This is a genomic window from Aurantimonas marianensis, assembly GCF_024195285.1.
Lineage (GTDB): Bacteria > Pseudomonadota > Alphaproteobacteria > Rhizobiales > Rhizobiaceae > Aurantimonas > Aurantimonas marianensis.
Genome location: NZ_JALHBS010000032.1, coordinates 62,312 through 80,131 on the forward strand (window position 1 = coordinate 62,312; position 17,820 = coordinate 80,131).

Consider the following 17,820-nt stretch of genomic DNA (forward strand, 5'->3'; position numbering starts at 1 on the left):
ATCGCCGACAGCCTCGCTCCAAAGGATCCTCGCCCCGCCTATGACCTCTCTTGCAGACGAGGCACGCCTCGTCCTCGATACCTTCGCCGATCGGACCACCGGTCTGTTCCACCCGACCGTGCGGCTCGGCGTCACCGGTCTGTCGCGGGCAGGCAAGACCGTCTTCATCACCGCGCTGGTCCATAACCTCCTGCATGGCGGTCGGCTGCCGCTTTTCGGAGCCCAGGCCGGGGGGCGCATCCTGCGCAGCTATCTGGAGGAGCAGCCGGACGACGCGGTGCCGCGCTTCCAGTATGAGGATCACATCCGCACGATCCTCGAGGATCGTGCCTGGCCGCAATCGACCCGGGCGATTTCCGAACTGCGGCTGACAATCGATTACGAATCGGCCTCGGGCTGGGGGCGGATGTTCTCCGGTGGCCGGCTGTCGATCGACATCGTCGATTATCCGGGCGAATGGCTGCTCGATCTGCCGCTGCTCGACAAGGATTTTGCGACGTTCTCGACTGAGGCGATCGCGCGTGCCCGGCTGCCGTCGCGGCGCCACCTTGCCGAGGATTACCTCGCACTGCTCGATACGGTTGACCTGACAGCTCCGGCCGACGAGCCGACAGCCTTGGCCTTGCACGCATCCTTCGCCAAGTATCTGACCGCCTGCCGCGCGGATCGGACCGCACTGTCGACCTTGCCGCCGGGGCGGTTCCTGATGCCGGGCGACCTCGAAGGCTCCCCTGCCCTCACCTTCGCGCCGCTGCCGGTCGAGCCCGGCCACGCCTATCCGAAGGGCTCGCTGGCGGCGCTACTGGCGCGGCGCTACGAAGCCTACAAGACAGTCGTGGTAAAACCCTTCTTCCGCGAGCATTTCGCCCGACTCGACCGCCAGATCCTGCTCGTCGACGTGATGCAGGCAATCAACGCGGGCCCGGAGGCGGTGCGCGACCTCGAAACCGCGCTCGCCGACATCCTCGCCTGCTTCCGTCCGGGCCGTTCGAGCTGGCTCGGCTCGTTCCTGACCCGCCGCATCGACCGCATCCTCGTCGCCGCGACCAAGGCCGATCATCTCCACCGCGACAGCCATCGCAGGCTGGAGGCCATCGTCCGCCGGATCCTCGACGACGCGATCGCACGGGCGAAATTTTCCGGCGCCCGCACCGACGTTCTCGCCCTCGCCGCGATCCGGGCGACCCGCGAGGCCAGCGTCGAGGACCGTGGCGACAGATTGCCGGTCATCGTCGGCACCCCGGCCGCCGGCGAGACGATCGGGGACGAAACCTTCGACGGCAAGACCGAGACGGCGATCTTTCCCGGCGACCTGCCCGCCGATCCGGCGCGATTGTTCGTCGAAAGCGACGGCGGCACGACGGACCCGATCCGATTCGTGCGCTTCAAGCCGCCGAAGCTCGAGCGCGACGCGGCCGGAATGACCCTCTCGCTCCCCCATATCAGGCTCGACCGGGCCCTCGAATTCCTGTTGGGAGATCGCCTGGCATGAGCAACGACGAGAGCCCTCGCAGCGGCCGGCGTCCCGGCTCCTATCGGCTGGAAGAGGCGGGCATCCCCCGCTCCGACCGGGAGCAGAAGACCGCCGTGCCAGGCCGGTCCCCGCGCGCCATCGAGGATCTGGCGCGGATCACCATCGAGCCGGACGACGCCATCGAGCGGGAGGCGTTCGAACGGCTTGAGGCGGAGCCGGCCACGCGGCGGCGCCGCGGCTTCTCCTTCGGCAAATTGTTCCTCGGCGCCCTCGGCATCCTCGTTTCGCTCGGTGTCGGCCTCGCCGTCGACAGCCTGATCCGGGATCTGTTCGCCCGGTCGGAGTGGCTCGGCTGGGCCGCGCTCGCCGTCGCCGTCCTGCTCGTCGTCGGCGCGCTGGGCGTGGCCCTGCGGGAAATCATCGGCCTGATGCGCCTCGCCGCCGTCGACCGCGAGCGCCAGGCCGCGCTTTCGGCCTACGAGGCCAATTCCGCTGCCGACGCCAAGACGGTCGTCCGGACCCTGACCACGCTCTTGTCCGATAGGCCCGCGACGGCCCACGGACGGGCGCGGATGGCCGAACTCGACGACGAGGTGATCGACGGCGCCGATCTCATCGCGCTGGCCGAACGCGAGCTGCTCGTGCCGCTCGACGCCGAGGCGCGTGCCCTGGTTCTCGTCTCCGCCAAGCGGGTCTCCGTGGTCACCGCCGTCAGCCCGAAGGCGCTGGTCGATGTCGCCTATGTGCTGTTCGAGACCGTCAAGCTCATCCGCCGCATGTCGGAGCTTTACGGGGCCCGGCCGGGCACGCTCGGCCTGGTGCGGCTGACTCGCGACGTGGTGGCGCATCTGGCGGTCACCGGATCGATCGCCATCGGCGACGGCGTCATGCAGCAATTGCTCGGCCACGGGGTCGCGGCAAAGCTGTCGGCACGGCTCGGCGAGGGCGTTGTCAACGGCCTCCTGACCGCGCGGGTCGGCCTTGCCGCGATGGATCTCTGCCGGCCGCTCCCCTTCCTGCGGGTTCGCCGGCCGTCGATCGGCGATGTCCTCGGCGATCTCACCGCGATTGGCGCGATTCAGCCGTCACGGTCCGCCTCGGATGACACGCCGCGCCACAAATCGTGAAGGCCGCGGCAAGGCTTGATTAACCCTTCCGGGCGATAAAGGCAGCCTCGTAACGCCCTTGAGTTCGCCAGGAAGGTTCGCCCCATGTCCCGCATGCTGACCGCCGGTCTCGCTCTCGCCGTCGCCGCCGGTTCGGCATTGGCGACGCCAGCCCTCGCCGAACCGGACGAGGCGTTCTTCCGCCAGGTCGTCGGCCAGTGGTCGGGCCCCGGCGAAATCGTCGCCGGCAAATACAAGGGCACCAAATTCGTCTGCGACTTCGCCGGCTCCCAGCATCCGAGAAAGCTCGGCATGGAACTGGACGGCTCCTGCCGCGTCGGCATGTTCTCGCAGCCGATGCGGGCCGAGGTGGTGCGTTCCGGCAAAAGCTACACCGGCGCCTTCCAAGACGGCGCCAAGGGCAAGGGTCTCGACATCGTTTCGGGCAATGTCGACGGCGACCGCATTGTCGTCGGGCTCGACCGCAAGCAGCTCAAGGGCGCGATGATCGCCCGCCTCGACGGCGAAGGCGCGATGGCGATCACCGTGTCGGTCCGGGTGGCGTCCGAGCTGGTGCCGGTCATCGGCATGAATTTGAAGCGCACGGGCGGCACACGCCAGAGCGCGCTGAAGAGGTAGAGGAGGCTTGCCGGGTCGCCACTCCTCGACCGCGCGCGATTATACCGCAAAAACAACGTAACTTCCCGCAGCGCAGGGGAAGTCTCCGCGATTTCGTTCACATCGATGATTTTACTTTTTCAAACCGACCAGATACAACGTCTTTTTGAATTATCTTTTTAAGCTCGTCGTCTGCCTTATAAATATCACCGATCCATTTATCTTCATCCTTTGTATTTTTTATCCAAACTTGATTTCCGGACCTGTACCATTCCTTGCATTTCTCGTCCTGGAATACGACTTTTCGATCTTTATCAAACCAATCATAATTGTAACAGATCTGATTTTCCTTGACAGCCCAGCCACCCTCGGCATAGCCGTTACTACTTTTATCTTTCAAATCAGTAGCTATCCCTAGAACTTTCCCACCGCTTAGCCATACATAGAATATATCTGATTTTTTTGTCTTATAATTGACGGAATGACCTTCATAAATTTTACTGATTTCATCTGAACTTAAAGGCTCTGCGTTCTTTGGTAATTTTCCTTCGTTTCTTGCACCCGCATCTGTCCCAGAAATTGCCATCGCAATCAATGAGATAGAGAGATAAGAGAGGCATTTCATGTGTGAAATCCTTTCCTTAGGTCAGAAAGAAAAAATTTTTAGGGAATTTTAAGCAAATTGCAACAGAATTTTTCCGGTGTTACGTTTGGGTGCTTCGCGTCATCACGACCGGCATTCTCTGGTTCATTTGTAATTCCGACGAGCAACCATCCGTTCGACCGTGCCTAGAACGAAGTGGTCGCAGCCAAGCGGTCGGACCCTTTGTTTCCAGCCGGAAGATCTAACAATAGGGATTTCAGGCATCGGAAACAGAACTAATGGACCTATCTCGTGCTCGCTGCGAGAGCCTCGCCCGTCTCCCGCCACCACGCGCCGTCCTCGCTCGCCGGCTCGATCCCGTCCCGGTCGACGCGCGCGACCCATTCCGTCACCGTGCATTCCCCAAAGCGCAGATCCGGCGCGATGTCGGCCAGCGGCACGATGACGAAGGCCCGTTCGCTCACACGTGGATGCGGCAGGGTCAGCGCCGCGTCCTCGTAAGGCATCCCGTCATAATCGAGCACGTCGAGATCGAGCGTGCGCGGCCCCCAGCGCTCGCGCCGCTCGCGCTTGAACGCCCGCTCCGTCTCAAGACACAGATCGAGGACCTCGCGAGGCCCCAGGGTCGTCTCGATCGCGGCACAGGCGTTGAAGAAGAAGGGCTGATCGGTCTTGCCCCAGGGCGGCGTGCGGTAGAGCCGCGAGACCACAACAACACGCGTATCGGCTCGCGCATCGATCAGGCGCAACGCCGCCGCCATCGTCTTTGCCGGATCGCCGATATTGCCGCCGAGACCGAGAGTGGCTCTCGCCGTCACCAGCGTTCGCCCTTCATCGCCCGGCGCATGGCGTCGGTAATCCGCAGCGCGTCCCGGTTGGCCGGCACGTTGTGAACACGAAAGATGTCGGCGCCGCGCTCGCGCAAAAGCGCGCTTGTCGCCGCCGTCGCAATGTCGGGCTCGGGGTCCTCGCTGCCCACGGCGCCGCGCACGAAACGCTTGCGCGAGGTGCCGACGAGAAGCGGGAAGCCGAGCGCCTTCAGTTCGTCCAGGCGGGCCAGCACCATCAGATTCTCCGGCCCGTCCTTGGCGAAACCGAAGCCGGGATCGAGGACGATCGCCGCATCCGCCACGCCAGCCTTACGGGCAATCGCCAGCGACCTTTTCAAAAACAGAAACTGGTCCTCGATCACGTCCGGCAGCTTCTCGCGCTCGCGGCCGGTGTGCATCAGGCAGAGCCCGGCGCCGGTTTCCGCCGCGACCCGCGCGATGCCCTCGTCCCTCTGGGCGCCCCATACGTCGTTGACGATGTGCGCGCCGGCCGCCACGGCCATCCGCGCGGTTTCAGAGCGGTAGGTGTCGACCGAGATGAGGCAGTCGGAGCGGCGCACCAATTCCTCGATCACCGGCATGATCCGCCGCTGCTCCTCGGCGGCGTCGATGGGCGTCGCGCCGGGCCGGGTCGATTCGCCGCCGATGTCGACGATGGCGGCGCCTTCCTCGACCATTTTGAGCGACTCCGCCACCGCCGCCTCGACACTGGCATAGCGTCCGCCGTCGGAAAAACTGTCGGGCGTCGCGTTGAGGACGCCCATGATGCGGGCGGCGCCGGAAAGATCGAGGCTGCGGCCGTGGGCCACATGCCAGATTCCGCCGCGCGGTTCGATCAGGTCCATCTCAGCTCCGGTCCGTGAATCCGTCGGCTCTGTCGGTAGCGCCTGGCAATCTTTCGCGCAATTATGCGCGCGTCTCAAAAGGATGGTCGAGTCGGGTTCAGAGCGTTGACCGGACCGGCCGAATGATGAACGGGTTACCCCGGTCGCGGCCAGGCTGAGCGCCAGCTCGCGCGACCTCCGCCCTACCAACCGATGCCACGACGAAAGCTGCCTTCATGAAATATCACGCCGTCAAGCAATGGATCAGTGACCGGGTCGAATTGTCCAGCTTGATCGCCGCGCTCCTCGTCGCCGCGTCGATCTGGGGCTTCGTCTCGGTGGCCGGCGAGGTGATCGAGGGCGACACCAAGGGCCTCGACACTGAAATCCTCTTATCGCTTCGCAACGCGGCCGACCCCTCCGACCCGCTTGGCCCGCGCTGGGCGGAGGAATTCGGACGCGACATGACCGCCTTCGGCGGCACCGGCGTGCTGATTCTGGTGACCCTGTTCGCCGCCGGCTTCCTCTGGATGCAGGGCAAGCGCCGCTCGATGATGCTGGTCGTCACCGCGATCGGCAGCGGCTTCCTGATGAGCCAGCTTCTCAAATACGGCTTCGACCGCCCCCGCCCCTCGCTCGTTCCGCATGGTTCCTTCGTCTACACCGCCAGTTTCCCCAGCGGCCACGCGATGATGTCGGCGGTGACCTATCTGACGCTGGCGATCCTCGTCGGCCGCGTTCAAACCCAGCGGCGGGTGCGCGCTTTCCTGATCGCCGTCGCGGTCTTTCTCACGGTTCTCGTCGGGGTCAGCCGCGTCTATCTCGGCGTCCATTGGCCGACCGACGTGCTGGCCGGCTGGACCGCCGGCGCCGCCTGGGCGGTCGGTTGGTGGATGGTGGCCAAATGGCTGGGTTCGCACGGCGCGGTGGAGCCCGAAGCACCCGAGGCTGAGACCGACGACGACCTTGGTGAGAAACCGCGGCGACCTCGCGTCCCTGTCAGCTGAGCAACGCGGCGGAAGACCCTACCGCGAAGGTTCGCCATCTTGCCTGTGAATGGCGTCACTAGTTTGTCGCGTTGGTCTCGTGGAGGCTTGCGGACGCGGCGTCGCTATGGAATTGATCATGGCTTGCGACGCGGCGTTCCTGACAGCTCGATGCGTCGGCCGGCAACGGCGAACGCAGCACCGGAACACGGGCGGACCATGGAATATTTTCTCCAGCAGCTGATCAACGGGATAACCCTCGGGTCGATCTACGGCCTGATCGCCATCGGCTACACGATGGTCTACGGCATTATCGGCATGATCAATTTCGCCCATGGCGAAATCTTCATGATCGGCTCGTTCGTGTCACTGACCGTCTTTCTCGTGCTGGCCGCTCTCGGCATCACGTTTCTGCCGCTGGTGCTGCTGCTGATGGTGCTGGTCGCCATGCTCTGCACCTCTCTGTGGGGCTGGACCGTGGAACGAGTCGCCTACCGGCCGCTGCGCGGCTCGTTTCGGCTGGCGCCGCTGATCACGGCGATCGGCATGTCGATCTTCCTGCAGAACTTTGTCCAGGTCACCCAGGGCGCCCGGGTAAAGCCGCTGCCGCCCCAGATCCAGGGCGGGGTCACGCTGATGGACAGCCCCGCCGGCATCGTCGTCCAGCTGAGTTACATGCAGATGATCATCATCGGCATGACCGTCGTCCTGATGGCGGGTTTCTCACTCCTGATCTCGCGCACCTCGCTCGGGCGTCAGCAGCGCGCCTGCGAGCAGGACCGCAAGATGGCCTCGCTGCTCGGCGTCAATGTCGACCGGACGATCTCGCTGACCTTCGTGCTGGGTGCGTCGCTGGCCGCCGTCGCCGGCATGATGTATCTGCTCTATTACGGGGTGATCGACTTCTACATCGGCTTCATCGCCGGCGTGAAAGCCTTCACCGCCGCTGTTCTCGGCGGCATCGGCTCGCTGCCCGGCGCCATGCTCGGCGGCCTCGCCATCGGTCTGATCGAGACCTTCTGGTCCGGCTATTTCTCGGTCGAATACAAGGACGTCGCCGCCTTCTCGATCCTCGCCATCGTGCTGATCTTCCTTCCCTCCGGCCTGCTCGGACGGCCGGAAGTCGAGAAAGTCTGAGCCCGATGGCGACCATCAATTCTCCGACCGCCACCAACCGTCCCGAGGGCGCCGAGCGCCTGTCCGAGGAACGCCGTGACGCCATGCGGGGTGAGCCGCCTTTCGCCGAGGCTCCCCCTCAGGACAGCCGCCTCGTCGCCTCGTTCAAGGAAGCGCTGATCACGGCGGCGATCATCGCCGGCATCACGGTTATTTTCTTCGCATTCCGCACTGACATCGCGTCGGGCGGTCTCGATCTCACCCTTCGCCCGGGTCTCTGGCTGAGCTGGGTGGCGATCGCCTTTGTCGGACGCTTTCTGCTCTCCTACTTCATCTTCAAGTCAGAGCGGCCGATTACCCGCTTCTTCAAAACCACCAAGGCGCCGACGGCGCGCGGGATGCCGATCGGAAAGACCGTCGGGATTTTCCTGCTGCTCGTCGCGCTGACCTTGCCCTTCCTGCTGGCGACGCTGGTGCCGAGCCAAAACCGCTATCTTCTCGATCTGGCGATCCTGATTCTTACCTATGTGATGCTCGGTTGGGGGCTGAACATCGTCGTCGGCCTCGCCGGCTTGCTGGATCTCGGTTACGTCGCCTTCTACGCGGTCGGCGCCTATTCCTTCGCGCTGCTGTCGACGAATCTCGGTCTCGGCTTCTGGGTCTGCCTGCCGATGGCAGGGCTGTTCGCGGCGATGTGGGGGGTCATGCTGGGCTTCCCGGTGCTGCGCCTGCGCGGCGACTATCTGGCGATCGTCACCCTCGCCTTTGGCGAGATCATCCGTATCGTGCTGCTCAATTGGTACGAGTTCACGGGTGGCCCCAATGGTCTTCTCGGTATTCCGAAGCCGACACTCTTCGGGCTCGAATTCAATCGGGGTGACAATTCCTTCGCCGAATATTTCGGACTGGAATATGACACGGTGCAGCGTTTTGTGTTCCTTTATTACATCATCCTGGCGCTGGCCCTTCTCACCAACTTCGTGACGCTCCGGCTTCGCAAGTTGCCGGTCGGTCGTGCCTGGGAAGCGCTGCGCGAGGACGAGATCGCCTGCCGCTCGCTGGGCATCAATACCACCAACGTCAAGCTGACGGCGTTCGCGACGGGAGCCATGTTCGGCGGTTTTGCCGGAGCCTTCTTCGCGACGCGCCAGGGCTTCATCTCGCCCGAAAGCTTCACCTTCATCGAATCGGCGATCATCCTGGCCATCGTCGTCCTCGGCGGGCTCGGCTCGCAGCTCGGCGTCGTCATCGCCTCGGTGGTGATGATCGGCGGCATCGAGCTCCTTCGGAACCTGACCATTCTGGAGGCGGTGTTCGGGGCCGGCTTCGATCCGACCCAGTACCGCATGCTGATTTTCGGCCTCGCCATGGTGGCGATCATGGTGTGGAAGCCGCGCGGTCTGATTTCCTCGCGCTCGCCATCCGACGTCTACAAGGAAAAGAAGACGATCGGCGCGGATATGGTCTCGCAGGGCGAGGGTCACTGATGTTGAAGAAGTCCGCGAACTGGTCGCTTGACCCGGTCTTGACCGTCGAACATCTGACGATGCGTTTTGGCGGACTGACCGCCGTCGACGACCTGTCGTTCAATGTCGGACGTGGCGACATCACCGCGTTGATCGGCCCCAACGGAGCCGGCAAGACGACCGTGTTCAACTGCGTGACCGGCTTCTACAAGCCGACCGAGGGGCGGATCGCCATGCGCCGGGGACGCAATGTTCCGGACGCCATGATCGATGATTTGACGCGGAGCGGCAAGCAGTTCGAGCATGACAAGGAGCACGCGGTCTACCTGCTGGAGCGCATGGCCGACTTCAAGATCACCGAGGTGGCCGGGGTTGCGCGCACGTTTCAGAACATCCGCCTGTTCGGTGGCATGACCGTGCTCGAGAACCTTTTGGTCGCGCAGCACAACAAGCTGATGAATGCCTCGGGCCTGACGATCGGCGGGCTTTTCGGATTGCCAGGCTATCGCCGGTCGGCGGCGGCGGCCAAGGAGAAGGCGATCGAGTGGCTGCGACACACGCGCCTGTTGGAGCGCGCCGACGATCCGGCGTCCGATCTTCCATACGGCGCTCAGCGCCGGCTGGAGATCGCTCGCGCCATGTGCACGGACCCGGCCCTGCTCTGCCTCGACGAGCCGGCCGCCGGCCTGAATCCCCGTGAATCGGCGGAGCTCAATACGCTCCTAAGATACATTCGCGACACGCACGAGGTCTCGGTGCTTCTGATCGAGCACGACATGGGAGTGGTCATGGAGATTTCCGACCACATCATCGTGCTCGACTACGGCAAGAAGATCTCCGACGGGTCCGCGGCCGACGTTCGGGACGACCCCAAGGTGATCGCCGCCTATCTCGGCGTCGACGACGAGGAAGTCGAAGAGGGCGAGCAGGACCTGGGGGTGAAAAAGGCTGGCTCGCCAAGAGCGACCGGCGGCGGGCAGGGAGACACAGCATGAGCGCGGTGGCGCAAACGCCGGCGACCGAGCCGCTGCTGGCGATCAGGGGGGTCCATACCTACTACGGAAAGATCCAGGCGCTGCGCGGCGTCGACGTGGATGTGTTTGCCGGAGAGATCGTCACCATGATTGGCGCCAACGGCGCCGGCAAGTCGACGCTGATGATGACCATCTGCGGCAACCCGCAGGCGCGCGAAGGGCAGATCGTATACCGCGGGCAGGACATCACCCACATGCCGACCCACGACATCATGTCGAAGTCGATCGCCCAGTCCCCCGAGGGACGTCGGGTGTTCGGCCGCATGACGGTCATGGAAAACCTCCAGATGGGCGCCATCCTGGAAGACGAGAAATATTTCGAGGACGATTTGCGCAAGGTCTTCGAGCTGTTTCCGCGTTTGAAGGAGCGTCGCGGACAGCGCGGCGGCACCCTGTCGGGCGGCGAGCAGCAGATGCTGGCGATCGGCCGGGCGCTGATGAGCCGGCCGAAGCTCCTGCTGCTCGACGAGCCATCGCTCGGGCTCGCCCCGCTGATCGTCAAGCAAATCTTCGAGGTCATCCGTGAGCTCAACGAAAGCGAGGGCCTGACGGTTTTCCTGGTCGAGCAGAATGCCTTCCATGCGCTGCGCCTCGCCCATCGCGGCTACGTCATGGTCAATGGCACGATTACGATGTCTGGCGCCGGCCGCGAGCTTCTGGCGCGTGAGGAAGTCCGCAGCGCCTATCTGGAAGGGGGAGCCCACTGATGGAAGCGGAAATGAACCTTCTGTGGGAGGTCGCGCTTCCCGAGTTCCTGTTCGTGACGGTAATTCTCGGCGGCGGCGGGGCGTGGATGATCGGACGATCGACGGCCCTTACCTGGAGCGGATGGGGCGTTATGGCCTTTTATGTCCTGCTCCTGACCTTCGCGGTGCGCTTCATCCATTTCAGCCTGTTCGGCGGGTCGTTCTTCCTGCCGCTGTCGACCTTGGGCGTGGCGCTCTACTACGCGGTGATCGACTACATCGTGCTGTTCGCCCTGGCAGCGGGGGGGCGCAGCTATATGCGCAACCGCCAGATGTCCCGGCAGTACGGCGTGCTTCGGAACAACCCGCAGTGACCCTGCCCGTTAATCAGGACCGACAAAAAATTGGGCAAAGGCTATTCCAACGCGAAACAATCCGGTCTTAAATCCCCCGCAGTAGAGGACGGTCAACACCGCCTCGTGGCCAATCGGCCGCTACTGAACAGGAAGGTTCCCCCCATGAAGAATGCACTCCTCGCCGGCGCAGCGCTCAACCTTGTATTGGCGGGCGCGGCCTACGCCGACATCACCATCGGGGTCGCCGGGCCGATGACCGGCCAGTACGCGAGCTTCGGTGAACAATTGCGGATCGGCGCCGAGCAGGCGGTCGCGGACATCAACGCCGCGGGCGGCGTCAATGGCGAGCAGCTGGTTCTGTCGATTGGCGACGACGCCTGCGACCCGAAGCAGGCCGTGGCGGTCGCCAATCAGTTCGCCTCGCAGGGCGTGCCGTTCGTTGCCGGCCATTTCTGCTCGGGATCGTCCATCCCGGCCAGCCAGGTCTACGCAGACGAGCAGATCGTGCAGATCTCGCCGGCCTCGACCAACCCCGATTTCACCGACCAGCGCCCGGGCGACGGCGTTTTCCGCGTCTGTGGCCGCGACGATCAGCAAGGTGAAGTCGCCGGCAACTATATCGCCGAAACTTTCCCGGACGCCAAGGTCGCGATCATCAACGACAAGACCGCTTACGGCAAAGGGCTCGCCGATCAGACCCAGAAATACTACGAGGCCGCCGGCAAGAGCCCTGCCCTCGTCGAGGCCTATACGGCCGGCGAAAAGGACTACACCGCGCTCGTCACCAAGATGAAGGAGGCCGGGATCGATCTGGTCTACATCGGCGGCTACCACACGGAAGCGGGCCTGATGGCGCGCCAGATGCGTGAGCAGGGCATGGACACCGTGCTGATGTCCGGCGACGCGCTGGTTGCCGAGGAATACTGGGCGATCACCGGCGATGCAGGCGAAGGTACGCTGATGACGTTCTCGCCGGATCCGCGCAAGAACGAAGCCGCCGCGCCGGTCGTCGCCGAGCTCGAAAAAGCCGGCAAGACCGCCGAGGGCTATGTGCTCTACACCTATGCGGCGATCCAGGCCTGGGCCGATGCCGTGAGCAAGGCGGGCTCGACCGAATATGACGAGGTCGTAACGGCTCTCAATGACGGCAACTTCTCGACCGTCATCGGCGACCTGAAATTCGACGACAAGGGCGATGTCACGCTTCCCGGCTATGTCGTCTACGAATGGTCGAACGGCGAGTACGACTATGTCGATACCGCCGACGCCGGCGGCGCGATGAAAGCCGACGACGCGGCGATGAAGCCGGCGGAAGGCATGGACGCCGAGAAGCCGGCCGACGCGGCTGGCGAAACCAAGTCAAACTAAGCAGGCTGAGGCCAACTGGCCGCAACCATATCGACCCCGGCGCGTCGCGCCGGGGTTTTTTTATGTGAGGATCGCGGCGCCACAGACTCGCATGGTCACGAGTTCGCGCGCTACGGCGCCATTCGCCCGCTCAAATCGAGCTGAAAAGACAAGCGCGAGGGACGTGGCACTATCCGTGCCGAAATGTCGGCTGTCGCTTTTCTCGGAAGGCCGACATGCCCTCCTTCCGGTCGCCGCCGGCGAATAGCGCGTGAAAGATCCGGCGTTCGTGCAGAAGCCCTTCGCGCAGGCCGACCTCGAAAGAGCGATTGGTTGCCTCCTTGGCGGTCATCGTCGCCGGCTTGGAAAACTCCGCGATCGTCTTCGCCGCGTCGAGCGCTTCCTCCATCAGCCTGTCGGCCGGCACGAGCCGCGAAACGAGACCGATGCGCTCGGCTTCCTCGGCGTCGATCATCCGGCCGGTGAGGATCATGTCCATCGCCTTGTACTTGCCGACGGCGCGGGTCAGGCGCTGCGAGCCGCCCATGCCGGGAATGATGCCGAGCTTGATCTCCGGCTGACCAAACCTGGCGCTGTCGGCCGCAACGATGAGGTCGCACATCATCGCCAGCTCGCAGCCTCCGCCGAGGGCGAAGCCGGCGACAGCCGCGATCATCGGCGTGCGCACCCGCTCCAGCGCCTCCCAGTCGGAAAACCAGTCCGCGAGCATCATCTCCATCGCGGAGCGGTCTTCCATTTCCTTGATGTCGGCGCCGGCCGCGAAGGCCTTTTCCGAGCCGGTGATCAGGATCGCGCCGATTTCGGGATCGCGGTCGAGTTCGGCCGTCAGCTGGACGAGTTCGCGCATGACCGCGCTGTTGAGCGCGTTCAGCGCCTTGGGACGATTGAGCGTGAGGATCGCGACGCGCCCCTCGCGGCTTTGCAGGACAATGTCGGTTTCGCTCATGAATTGTCTCCCGGTGTATCGTGCCAGGACGAGATCGGCTCGTCCGTGTGACAGGTCGGTTGGTCGGCCTCGCGACCATAGCGGACTATTTGGGCTGCATCCGGATCGCGCCGTCGAGACGGATCGTCTCGCCGTTCAGCATCGGATTTTCAACGATGTGGATAGCGAGTTTGGCATATTCCTCCGCCGTGCCGAGCCGCGAGGGAAACGGGATCGAGGCGGCGAGCGAGGCCTGCACCTCCTCCGGCATGCCGGCCAACATCGGCGTCTCGAAGATGCCAGGCGCGATGGTCATCACCCGGATGCCGGACTTGGCGAGATCGCGCGCCATCGGCAAGGTCATGCCGGCGATACCGGCTTTGGAGGCGGCATAGGCGATCTGTCCCATCTGCCCGTCGAAGGCCGCGACAGAGGCGGTGCCGACGATGACGCCGCGCTCGCCGTCCGCGTTCAGCGGCTCGGCCTCCGACATCCTCAGCGCCACCTGCGATGAGAGATTGAACGTGCCGAAGAGATTGACGGCGATGACTTTCTGGAACAGCGCCGGATCGTGGGCCTCGCCGCGCGACACCGTCTTGCGGCCGACGGCGATGCCGGCGCAATTGACCAGAATGCGCGGCGTTCCGTGCGCCTCGACGGCCTTGGCCACGGCATCGGCCACCGCGCCCGGATCGGACACGTCGCACTTGACGAACAGGCCACCGATCTCGTCCGCGACCGCCCGGCCGCCCTCCTCGTTCACGTCGAGCACAGCGACCTTCGCGCCCATCGCCGCAAGCGCCCGCGCCGTGCCACGGCCAAGCCCCGATCCCGCACCCGACACGATCGCCGGCGTCGTCTGTCCAATGTCCAAGAGTTCCTCCTTCGGTTTCGTTGATCCGACCCGATCGTCACTCGCGGCCGGTTTGTATTCCCGATGAATTAGCACGTCACCGGAACAGCGAAAGCCCCGCGCGAAGGGCCCCACAACTGAAGCGATATCGTGCGACCACCTTCCCTGCCCCGCCACCCTGTCGTAAGGAGCGGGCAACGCAACATCCGGCCCGGAGTCTGGCATGAGCCGCACCGTCTACGTCAATGGCGACTACCTTCCCGAAGAAGAGGCGAAGATCTCGGTCTTCGACCGTGGTTTCCTGTTCGCCGACGCGGTCTACGAAGTGACCAGCGTTCTGTCGGGCAAGCTCGTCGACTTCGCTGCCCACATGAAACGGCTCGAGCGTTCGCTGTCCGAGCTCAAGATGACGCGGCCGGCCAGCGAAGCCGACCTCCTGGCGATCCACCGCGAACTCGTCGCGCGCAACGGCATCGACGAAGGCCTGGTCTACATGCAGGTAGGCCGTGGCGCGGCTGATCGCGACTTCCTGTTCCCGCCGGAAGACACCAAGCCTTCGTTGGTCTTGTTCACCCAGGCAATGGGACTGCGCGACAAGCCGGCCGGGCGCACCGGCATCAAGGTCGCCTCGGTGCCGGATCTGCGCTGGGGCCGGCGCGACATCAAGACGGTGCAGCTGCTTTATCCCTCGATCGCCAAGACGGAAGCCAAGGCGAAGGGCGCCGACGATGCCTGGCTGGTCGAGGACGGCATGGTGACCGAGGGCACATCCAACAACGCTTACATCCTCACCGAAGACGGCGCGCTGGTCACGCGCGCCCTGTCCCATGCGATACTGCACGGCATTACGCGCGCCGCCGTGTTGCGAATGGCCAAGGAGGACGGGTTGCGGATCGAGGAGCGCAGCTTCACTTTGGACGAGGCCAAGCGAGCGAAGGAAGCATTCATCACCTCGGCCTCCGCTTTTGTACTGCCGGTGGTTGAGATCGATGGCTTGACGCTCGGCGACGGAACACCCGGCCCGGTAGCGCGGCGACTAAGGGAAATTTATCTGGCCGAGGCGGAACGCACGGCGATCTAGGCAGGCTCCGCGACGTCACCGCCGGGAGCGGGCAGCGGCCACCTGGTTTCGTTTATTGCGTTTGGGTTTCGTTTTATTCATGATCGCCTCCCTCTGGAGGAGTACGTCATGCTGTCCGACCGCCAAATGCAGATTCTCGAGGCTGCCAAGCGCTCGGGCAGGGTCTCCGTCGACGAACTGGCGGGGCGCTACGACGTTTCCGTGCAGACCATCCGCAAGGATCTGAACGAGCTTTGCGAGCAGCGGCTATTGTCCCGCGTGCATGGCGGCGCCATCCTCTCCTCGGGCGTGGAGAACGTCGGCTATGATGCGCGAAGAACGATCGCGGCCGAGGAAAAGGCGGCGATCGGCAGAGCCGTTGCCGATCTCATTCCCGACCGGGCCTCGCTGTTCGTCAACATCGGCACCACCACCGAAGCGGTGGCCCACGCTCTGCTTCGCCATGCGGGCCTGATGGTCATCACCAACAATATCAACGTCGCGACGGCCATGCGGCCCTATCCGGAGATGGAGGTGGTCATTGCCGGCGGCGTCGTGCGCCGCTCCGACGGCGGCATCGTCGGCGAGGCGGCCGTCGATTTCATCCGCCAGTTCCGGGTGGATTTCGCGGTGATCGGCGTTTCGGCGATCGATGCCGACGGGTCGCTTCTTGACTTAGACTATCGCGAGGTGCGGGTCGCACAGGCGATCATCTCAAACGCCCGCCATGTGATTCTGGCATCCGACTCCTCGAAGTTCGAGCGCAGCGCGCCAGTTCGGATCGGGCACCTCGACCAGATGGACACCTTCGTCACCGATGCCGCACCAGCAACGATCCAGCACATCTGCCGCGACAACGATGTGCGCTTGATCGAGACATCCCCGGCCCCAGCCGATCGGAGCCAGAGCCATCGTTAATTTTCGTTTGACCTTCGCTTTAGTTTCGTCATAGCCTCACGGACGTTCGCGACCGCAACCTCAATGTTGCCGCGCGAAGCCTGGGGAGGCGGTTCTGGACTACGACGTCTTCATCATCGGCGGCGGCATCAACGGTTGCGGCATCGCGCGTGATGCCGCGGGGCGCGGCTACAGCGTCGGCCTGGCCGAGATGAACGATCTGGCCTCCGGCACGTCCTCTTGGTCGACCAAACTCATTCACGGCGGCCTGCGTTATCTCGAGCACTACGAGTTCAGCCTGGTACGGCACGCGCTGATGGAGCGCGAGGTGCTGTGGGCCATCGCGCCGCACATCATCCGGCCGTTGCGGTTCATCCTACCCCACCATGCCGGGTTGCGGCCGGCCTGGCTGCTGAGGCTAGGGCTGTTTCTCTACGACCACCGCGGCGGTCGCAAGAAGCTGCGGGCGACGACGACGGTCGATCTCGACGGCCCGCTCGGCGCGCCACTGAGGGACGAATTCCACAAGGGCTTCGAATATTCCGACGCGCGCGTCGACGACGCCCGGCTCGTCGTTCTCAACGCCCGCGACGCCGCGGCCTGGGGCGCCGACATCATGGTCCGCACCAAGGTGATCGGGGCACGGCGCGAGACCGACCGATGGAAAGTGACACTCAGCGATCAGGAGAACGGTCGGACTTTCACGGTTTCGGCGCGCTTCCTCGTCAATGTCGGAGGCCCCTGGGTCGACGCGATCATCCAGACAGCGATAGGGCAAAACCAGGCCCACAACATTCGCCTCGTCCAAGGCTCGCACATCGTCACCCGCAAGCTCTACGAGCACGACCGCGCCTATATTTTCCAGAACGCCGACGACCGGATCATCTTCACGATTCCCTATGAGGAAGACTTCACCCTCGTCGGCACGACCGACCAGGATTTCGATGGCGATCCGGGCGACGCGGCGATCACCGAGGCGGAGACGCAGTATCTTCTCTCCGCCGCTAGCGAATATTTCAAACGGCCCGTCATCGCCGACGACATCGTCTGGTCCTATTCGGGCGTGCGCCCGCTTTTCGACGACGGCGCCTCCAAGGCGCAGGAGGCCACGCGCGACTATGTCCTGAAGGTCGATGGCGACGAGGACGAGCCGGCGCTTCTCAACGGTTTCGGCGGCAAGATCACCACCTATCGGGTTCTCTCCGAGGAGGTACTGGAGAAGATCGAGCGGCGCCTCGGCGCCAGAGGATCGCGCTGGACCGGCGACAGGCCCCTGCCCGGCGGCGACTTTCCGGTCGAGGGTCTGGCGGCGCTGGAGTCGGAATTGCACCGCTCCGTTCCCGAACTGGATGAGCGCACCGTGCGGCGTCTGGCGCGCGGCTACGGCACCGACGCCCGGCAGTTCGTGCGCCCCGGCGCGCTGGGATCGGATTTCGGTCATGGGCTCTATGAGGCCGAGGTCGACTGGCTTGTCCGTAACGAATGGGCGCGGACGGCCGAGGACATTCTCTGGCGCCGCACCAAGCTTGGATTGCGATTCGACCGGAACCAGGAATCTGAGCTTGCCGAACACATGAAGAATCGAAAATCTGAGCGGAGCAAAGCGGCCGAGTAGCA

At 64.1% G+C, this 17,820-nt stretch carries 18 protein-coding genes; 13 read left to right on the top strand and 5 right to left on the bottom strand.

Going from position 1 to position 17,820, the window contains the following annotated elements; all coding sequences use genetic code 11:
• Positions 1–40 precede the first annotated feature (40 nt).
• From MJ956_RS05920 to MJ956_RS05930, 3 genes are all read left to right on the top strand, one after another.
• Positions 41–1,492, top strand: coding sequence for a YcjX family GTP-binding protein (locus tag MJ956_RS05920; RefSeq protein ID WP_253963552.1), 1,452 nt, complete (start codon positions 41–43; stop codon positions 1,490–1,492).
• Positions 1,489–2,601 carry a YcjF family protein gene (locus tag MJ956_RS05925; protein WP_253963553.1) on the top strand — a complete coding sequence of 371 codons (1,113 nt, stop codon included), beginning with the start codon at positions 1,489–1,491 and terminating at the stop codon, positions 2,599–2,601. Before MJ956_RS05920 ends, MJ956_RS05925 begins: the two co-directional genes overlap by 4 nt.
• 84 nt (positions 2,602–2,685) lie before the next feature.
• Positions 2,686–3,219 (top strand): hypothetical protein, encoded by a 534-nt coding sequence (locus MJ956_RS05930; protein WP_423724806.1) that lies wholly within the window; start codon positions 2,686–2,688, stop codon positions 3,217–3,219.
• A 97-nt stretch (positions 3,220–3,316) separates the two neighbouring features.
• Here MJ956_RS05930 and MJ956_RS05935 read toward each other — a convergent pair whose 3' ends face one another.
• The 3 genes from MJ956_RS05935 to folP form a co-directional block, all read right to left on the bottom strand.
• Positions 3,317–3,823, bottom strand: a complete 507-nt coding sequence (locus MJ956_RS05935) for a DUF995 domain-containing protein (protein ID WP_253963554.1) — start codon at positions 3,821–3,823, stop codon at positions 3,317–3,319.
• 263 nt (positions 3,824–4,086) lie between these two features.
• On the bottom strand, positions 4,087–4,620 hold the full coding sequence (gene folK, locus MJ956_RS05940; RefSeq protein WP_341482698.1) for a 2-amino-4-hydroxy-6-hydroxymethyldihydropteridine diphosphokinase: 534 nt from the start codon (positions 4,618–4,620) through the stop codon (positions 4,087–4,089).
• Entirely contained in the window at positions 4,617–5,477 is an 861-nt protein-coding gene (gene folP, locus MJ956_RS05945) for a dihydropteroate synthase (RefSeq protein ID WP_253963555.1), read from the bottom strand. The genes folK and folP overlap by 4 nt, the downstream gene beginning before the upstream one ends.
• 215 nt (positions 5,478–5,692) lie before the next feature.
• Between folP and MJ956_RS05950 the strand changes: the two genes are divergently transcribed.
• From MJ956_RS05950 to MJ956_RS05980, 7 genes are all read left to right on the top strand, one after another.
• Entirely contained in the window at positions 5,693–6,463 is a 771-nt protein-coding gene (locus tag MJ956_RS05950; RefSeq protein WP_253963556.1) for a phosphatase PAP2 family protein, read from the top strand.
• A gap of 198 nt (positions 6,464–6,661) precedes the next feature.
• Positions 6,662–7,579 (top strand): ABC transporter permease subunit, encoded by a 918-nt coding sequence (locus MJ956_RS05955; protein WP_253963557.1) that lies wholly within the window; start codon positions 6,662–6,664, stop codon positions 7,577–7,579.
• A 5-nt stretch (positions 7,580–7,584) separates the two neighbouring features.
• Positions 7,585–9,045: a high-affinity branched-chain amino acid ABC transporter permease LivM gene (gene livM / locus MJ956_RS05960; RefSeq protein ID WP_253963558.1), complete on the top strand. Its 1,461-nt coding sequence runs from the start codon at positions 7,585–7,587 to the stop codon at positions 9,043–9,045.
• Positions 9,045–10,019 (top strand): ABC transporter ATP-binding protein, encoded by a 975-nt coding sequence (locus MJ956_RS05965; RefSeq protein WP_253963559.1) that lies wholly within the window; start codon positions 9,045–9,047, stop codon positions 10,017–10,019. Before livM ends, MJ956_RS05965 begins: the two co-directional genes overlap by 1 nt.
• Entirely contained in the window at positions 10,016–10,765 is a 750-nt protein-coding gene (locus MJ956_RS05970) for an ABC transporter ATP-binding protein (protein WP_253963560.1), read from the top strand. The genes MJ956_RS05965 and MJ956_RS05970 overlap by 4 nt, the downstream gene beginning before the upstream one ends.
• A complete protein-coding gene (locus MJ956_RS05975) occupies positions 10,765–11,118 on the top strand; it encodes a DUF6867 family protein (protein WP_253963561.1) in 354 nt (117 codons plus the stop codon). Before MJ956_RS05970 ends, MJ956_RS05975 begins: the two co-directional genes overlap by 1 nt.
• A gap of 144 nt (positions 11,119–11,262) precedes the next feature.
• Positions 11,263–12,468, top strand: a complete 1,206-nt coding sequence (locus MJ956_RS05980) for a branched-chain amino acid ABC transporter substrate-binding protein (protein ID WP_253963562.1) — start codon at positions 11,263–11,265, stop codon at positions 12,466–12,468.
• Between the two features lie 169 nt (positions 12,469–12,637).
• Here the strand turns inward: MJ956_RS05980 and MJ956_RS05985 are convergent, their stop codons facing one another.
• Both MJ956_RS05985 and MJ956_RS05990 read right to left on the bottom strand, forming a co-directional pair.
• On the bottom strand, positions 12,638–13,414 hold the full coding sequence (locus tag MJ956_RS05985; protein ID WP_253963563.1) for an enoyl-CoA hydratase: 777 nt from the start codon (positions 13,412–13,414) through the stop codon (positions 12,638–12,640).
• A gap of 85 nt (positions 13,415–13,499) precedes the next feature.
• Positions 13,500–14,267 (bottom strand): SDR family NAD(P)-dependent oxidoreductase, encoded by a 768-nt coding sequence (locus MJ956_RS05990; RefSeq protein WP_253963564.1) that lies wholly within the window; start codon positions 14,265–14,267, stop codon positions 13,500–13,502.
• A gap of 202 nt (positions 14,268–14,469) precedes the next feature.
• Between MJ956_RS05990 and MJ956_RS05995 the strand changes: the two genes are divergently transcribed.
• The 3 genes from MJ956_RS05995 (at position 14,470) to glpD (ending at position 17,818) form a co-directional block, all read left to right on the top strand.
• Positions 14,470–15,327, top strand: coding sequence for a D-amino-acid transaminase (locus tag MJ956_RS05995; protein ID WP_253963565.1), 858 nt, complete (start codon positions 14,470–14,472; stop codon positions 15,325–15,327).
• Between the two features lie 108 nt (positions 15,328–15,435).
• Entirely contained in the window at positions 15,436–16,224 is a 789-nt protein-coding gene (locus tag MJ956_RS06000) for a DeoR/GlpR family DNA-binding transcription regulator (protein WP_253963566.1), read from the top strand.
• A gap of 94 nt (positions 16,225–16,318) precedes the next feature.
• A complete protein-coding gene (glpD, locus tag MJ956_RS06005; protein WP_253963588.1) occupies positions 16,319–17,818 on the top strand; it encodes a glycerol-3-phosphate dehydrogenase in 1,500 nt (499 codons plus the stop codon).
• Positions 17,819–17,820 lie beyond the last annotated feature (2 nt).

Coding starts and splice junctions, on each gene's coding strand:
- MJ956_RS05920 (WP_253963552.1), top strand. CDS start 41: ATGACCTCTCTTGCAGACGAGGCACGCCTCGTCCTCGATACCTTCGCC.
- MJ956_RS05925 (WP_253963553.1), top strand. CDS start 1,489: ATGAGCAACGACGAGAGCCCTCGCAGCGGCCGGCGTCCCGGCTCCTAT.
- MJ956_RS05930 (WP_423724806.1), top strand. CDS start 2,686: ATGTCCCGCATGCTGACCGCCGGTCTCGCTCTCGCCGTCGCCGCCGGT.
- MJ956_RS05935 (WP_253963554.1), bottom strand. CDS start 3,823: ATGAAATGCCTCTCTTATCTCTCTATCTCATTGATTGCGATGGCAATT.
- folP (WP_253963555.1), bottom strand. CDS start 5,477: ATGGACCTGATCGAACCGCGCGGCGGAATCTGGCATGTGGCCCACGGC.
- MJ956_RS05950 (WP_253963556.1), top strand. CDS start 5,693: ATGAAATATCACGCCGTCAAGCAATGGATCAGTGACCGGGTCGAATTG.
- MJ956_RS05955 (WP_253963557.1), top strand. CDS start 6,662: ATGGAATATTTTCTCCAGCAGCTGATCAACGGGATAACCCTCGGGTCG.
- livM (WP_253963558.1), top strand. CDS start 7,585: ATGGCGACCATCAATTCTCCGACCGCCACCAACCGTCCCGAGGGCGCC.
- MJ956_RS05965 (WP_253963559.1), top strand. CDS start 9,045: ATGTTGAAGAAGTCCGCGAACTGGTCGCTTGACCCGGTCTTGACCGTC.
- MJ956_RS05970 (WP_253963560.1), top strand. CDS start 10,016: ATGAGCGCGGTGGCGCAAACGCCGGCGACCGAGCCGCTGCTGGCGATC.
- MJ956_RS05975 (WP_253963561.1), top strand. CDS start 10,765: ATGGAAGCGGAAATGAACCTTCTGTGGGAGGTCGCGCTTCCCGAGTTC.
- MJ956_RS05980 (WP_253963562.1), top strand. CDS start 11,263: ATGAAGAATGCACTCCTCGCCGGCGCAGCGCTCAACCTTGTATTGGCG.
- MJ956_RS05985 (WP_253963563.1), bottom strand. CDS start 13,414: ATGAGCGAAACCGACATTGTCCTGCAAAGCCGCGAGGGGCGCGTCGCG.
- MJ956_RS05995 (WP_253963565.1), top strand. CDS start 14,470: ATGAGCCGCACCGTCTACGTCAATGGCGACTACCTTCCCGAAGAAGAG.
- MJ956_RS06000 (WP_253963566.1), top strand. CDS start 15,436: ATGCTGTCCGACCGCCAAATGCAGATTCTCGAGGCTGCCAAGCGCTCG.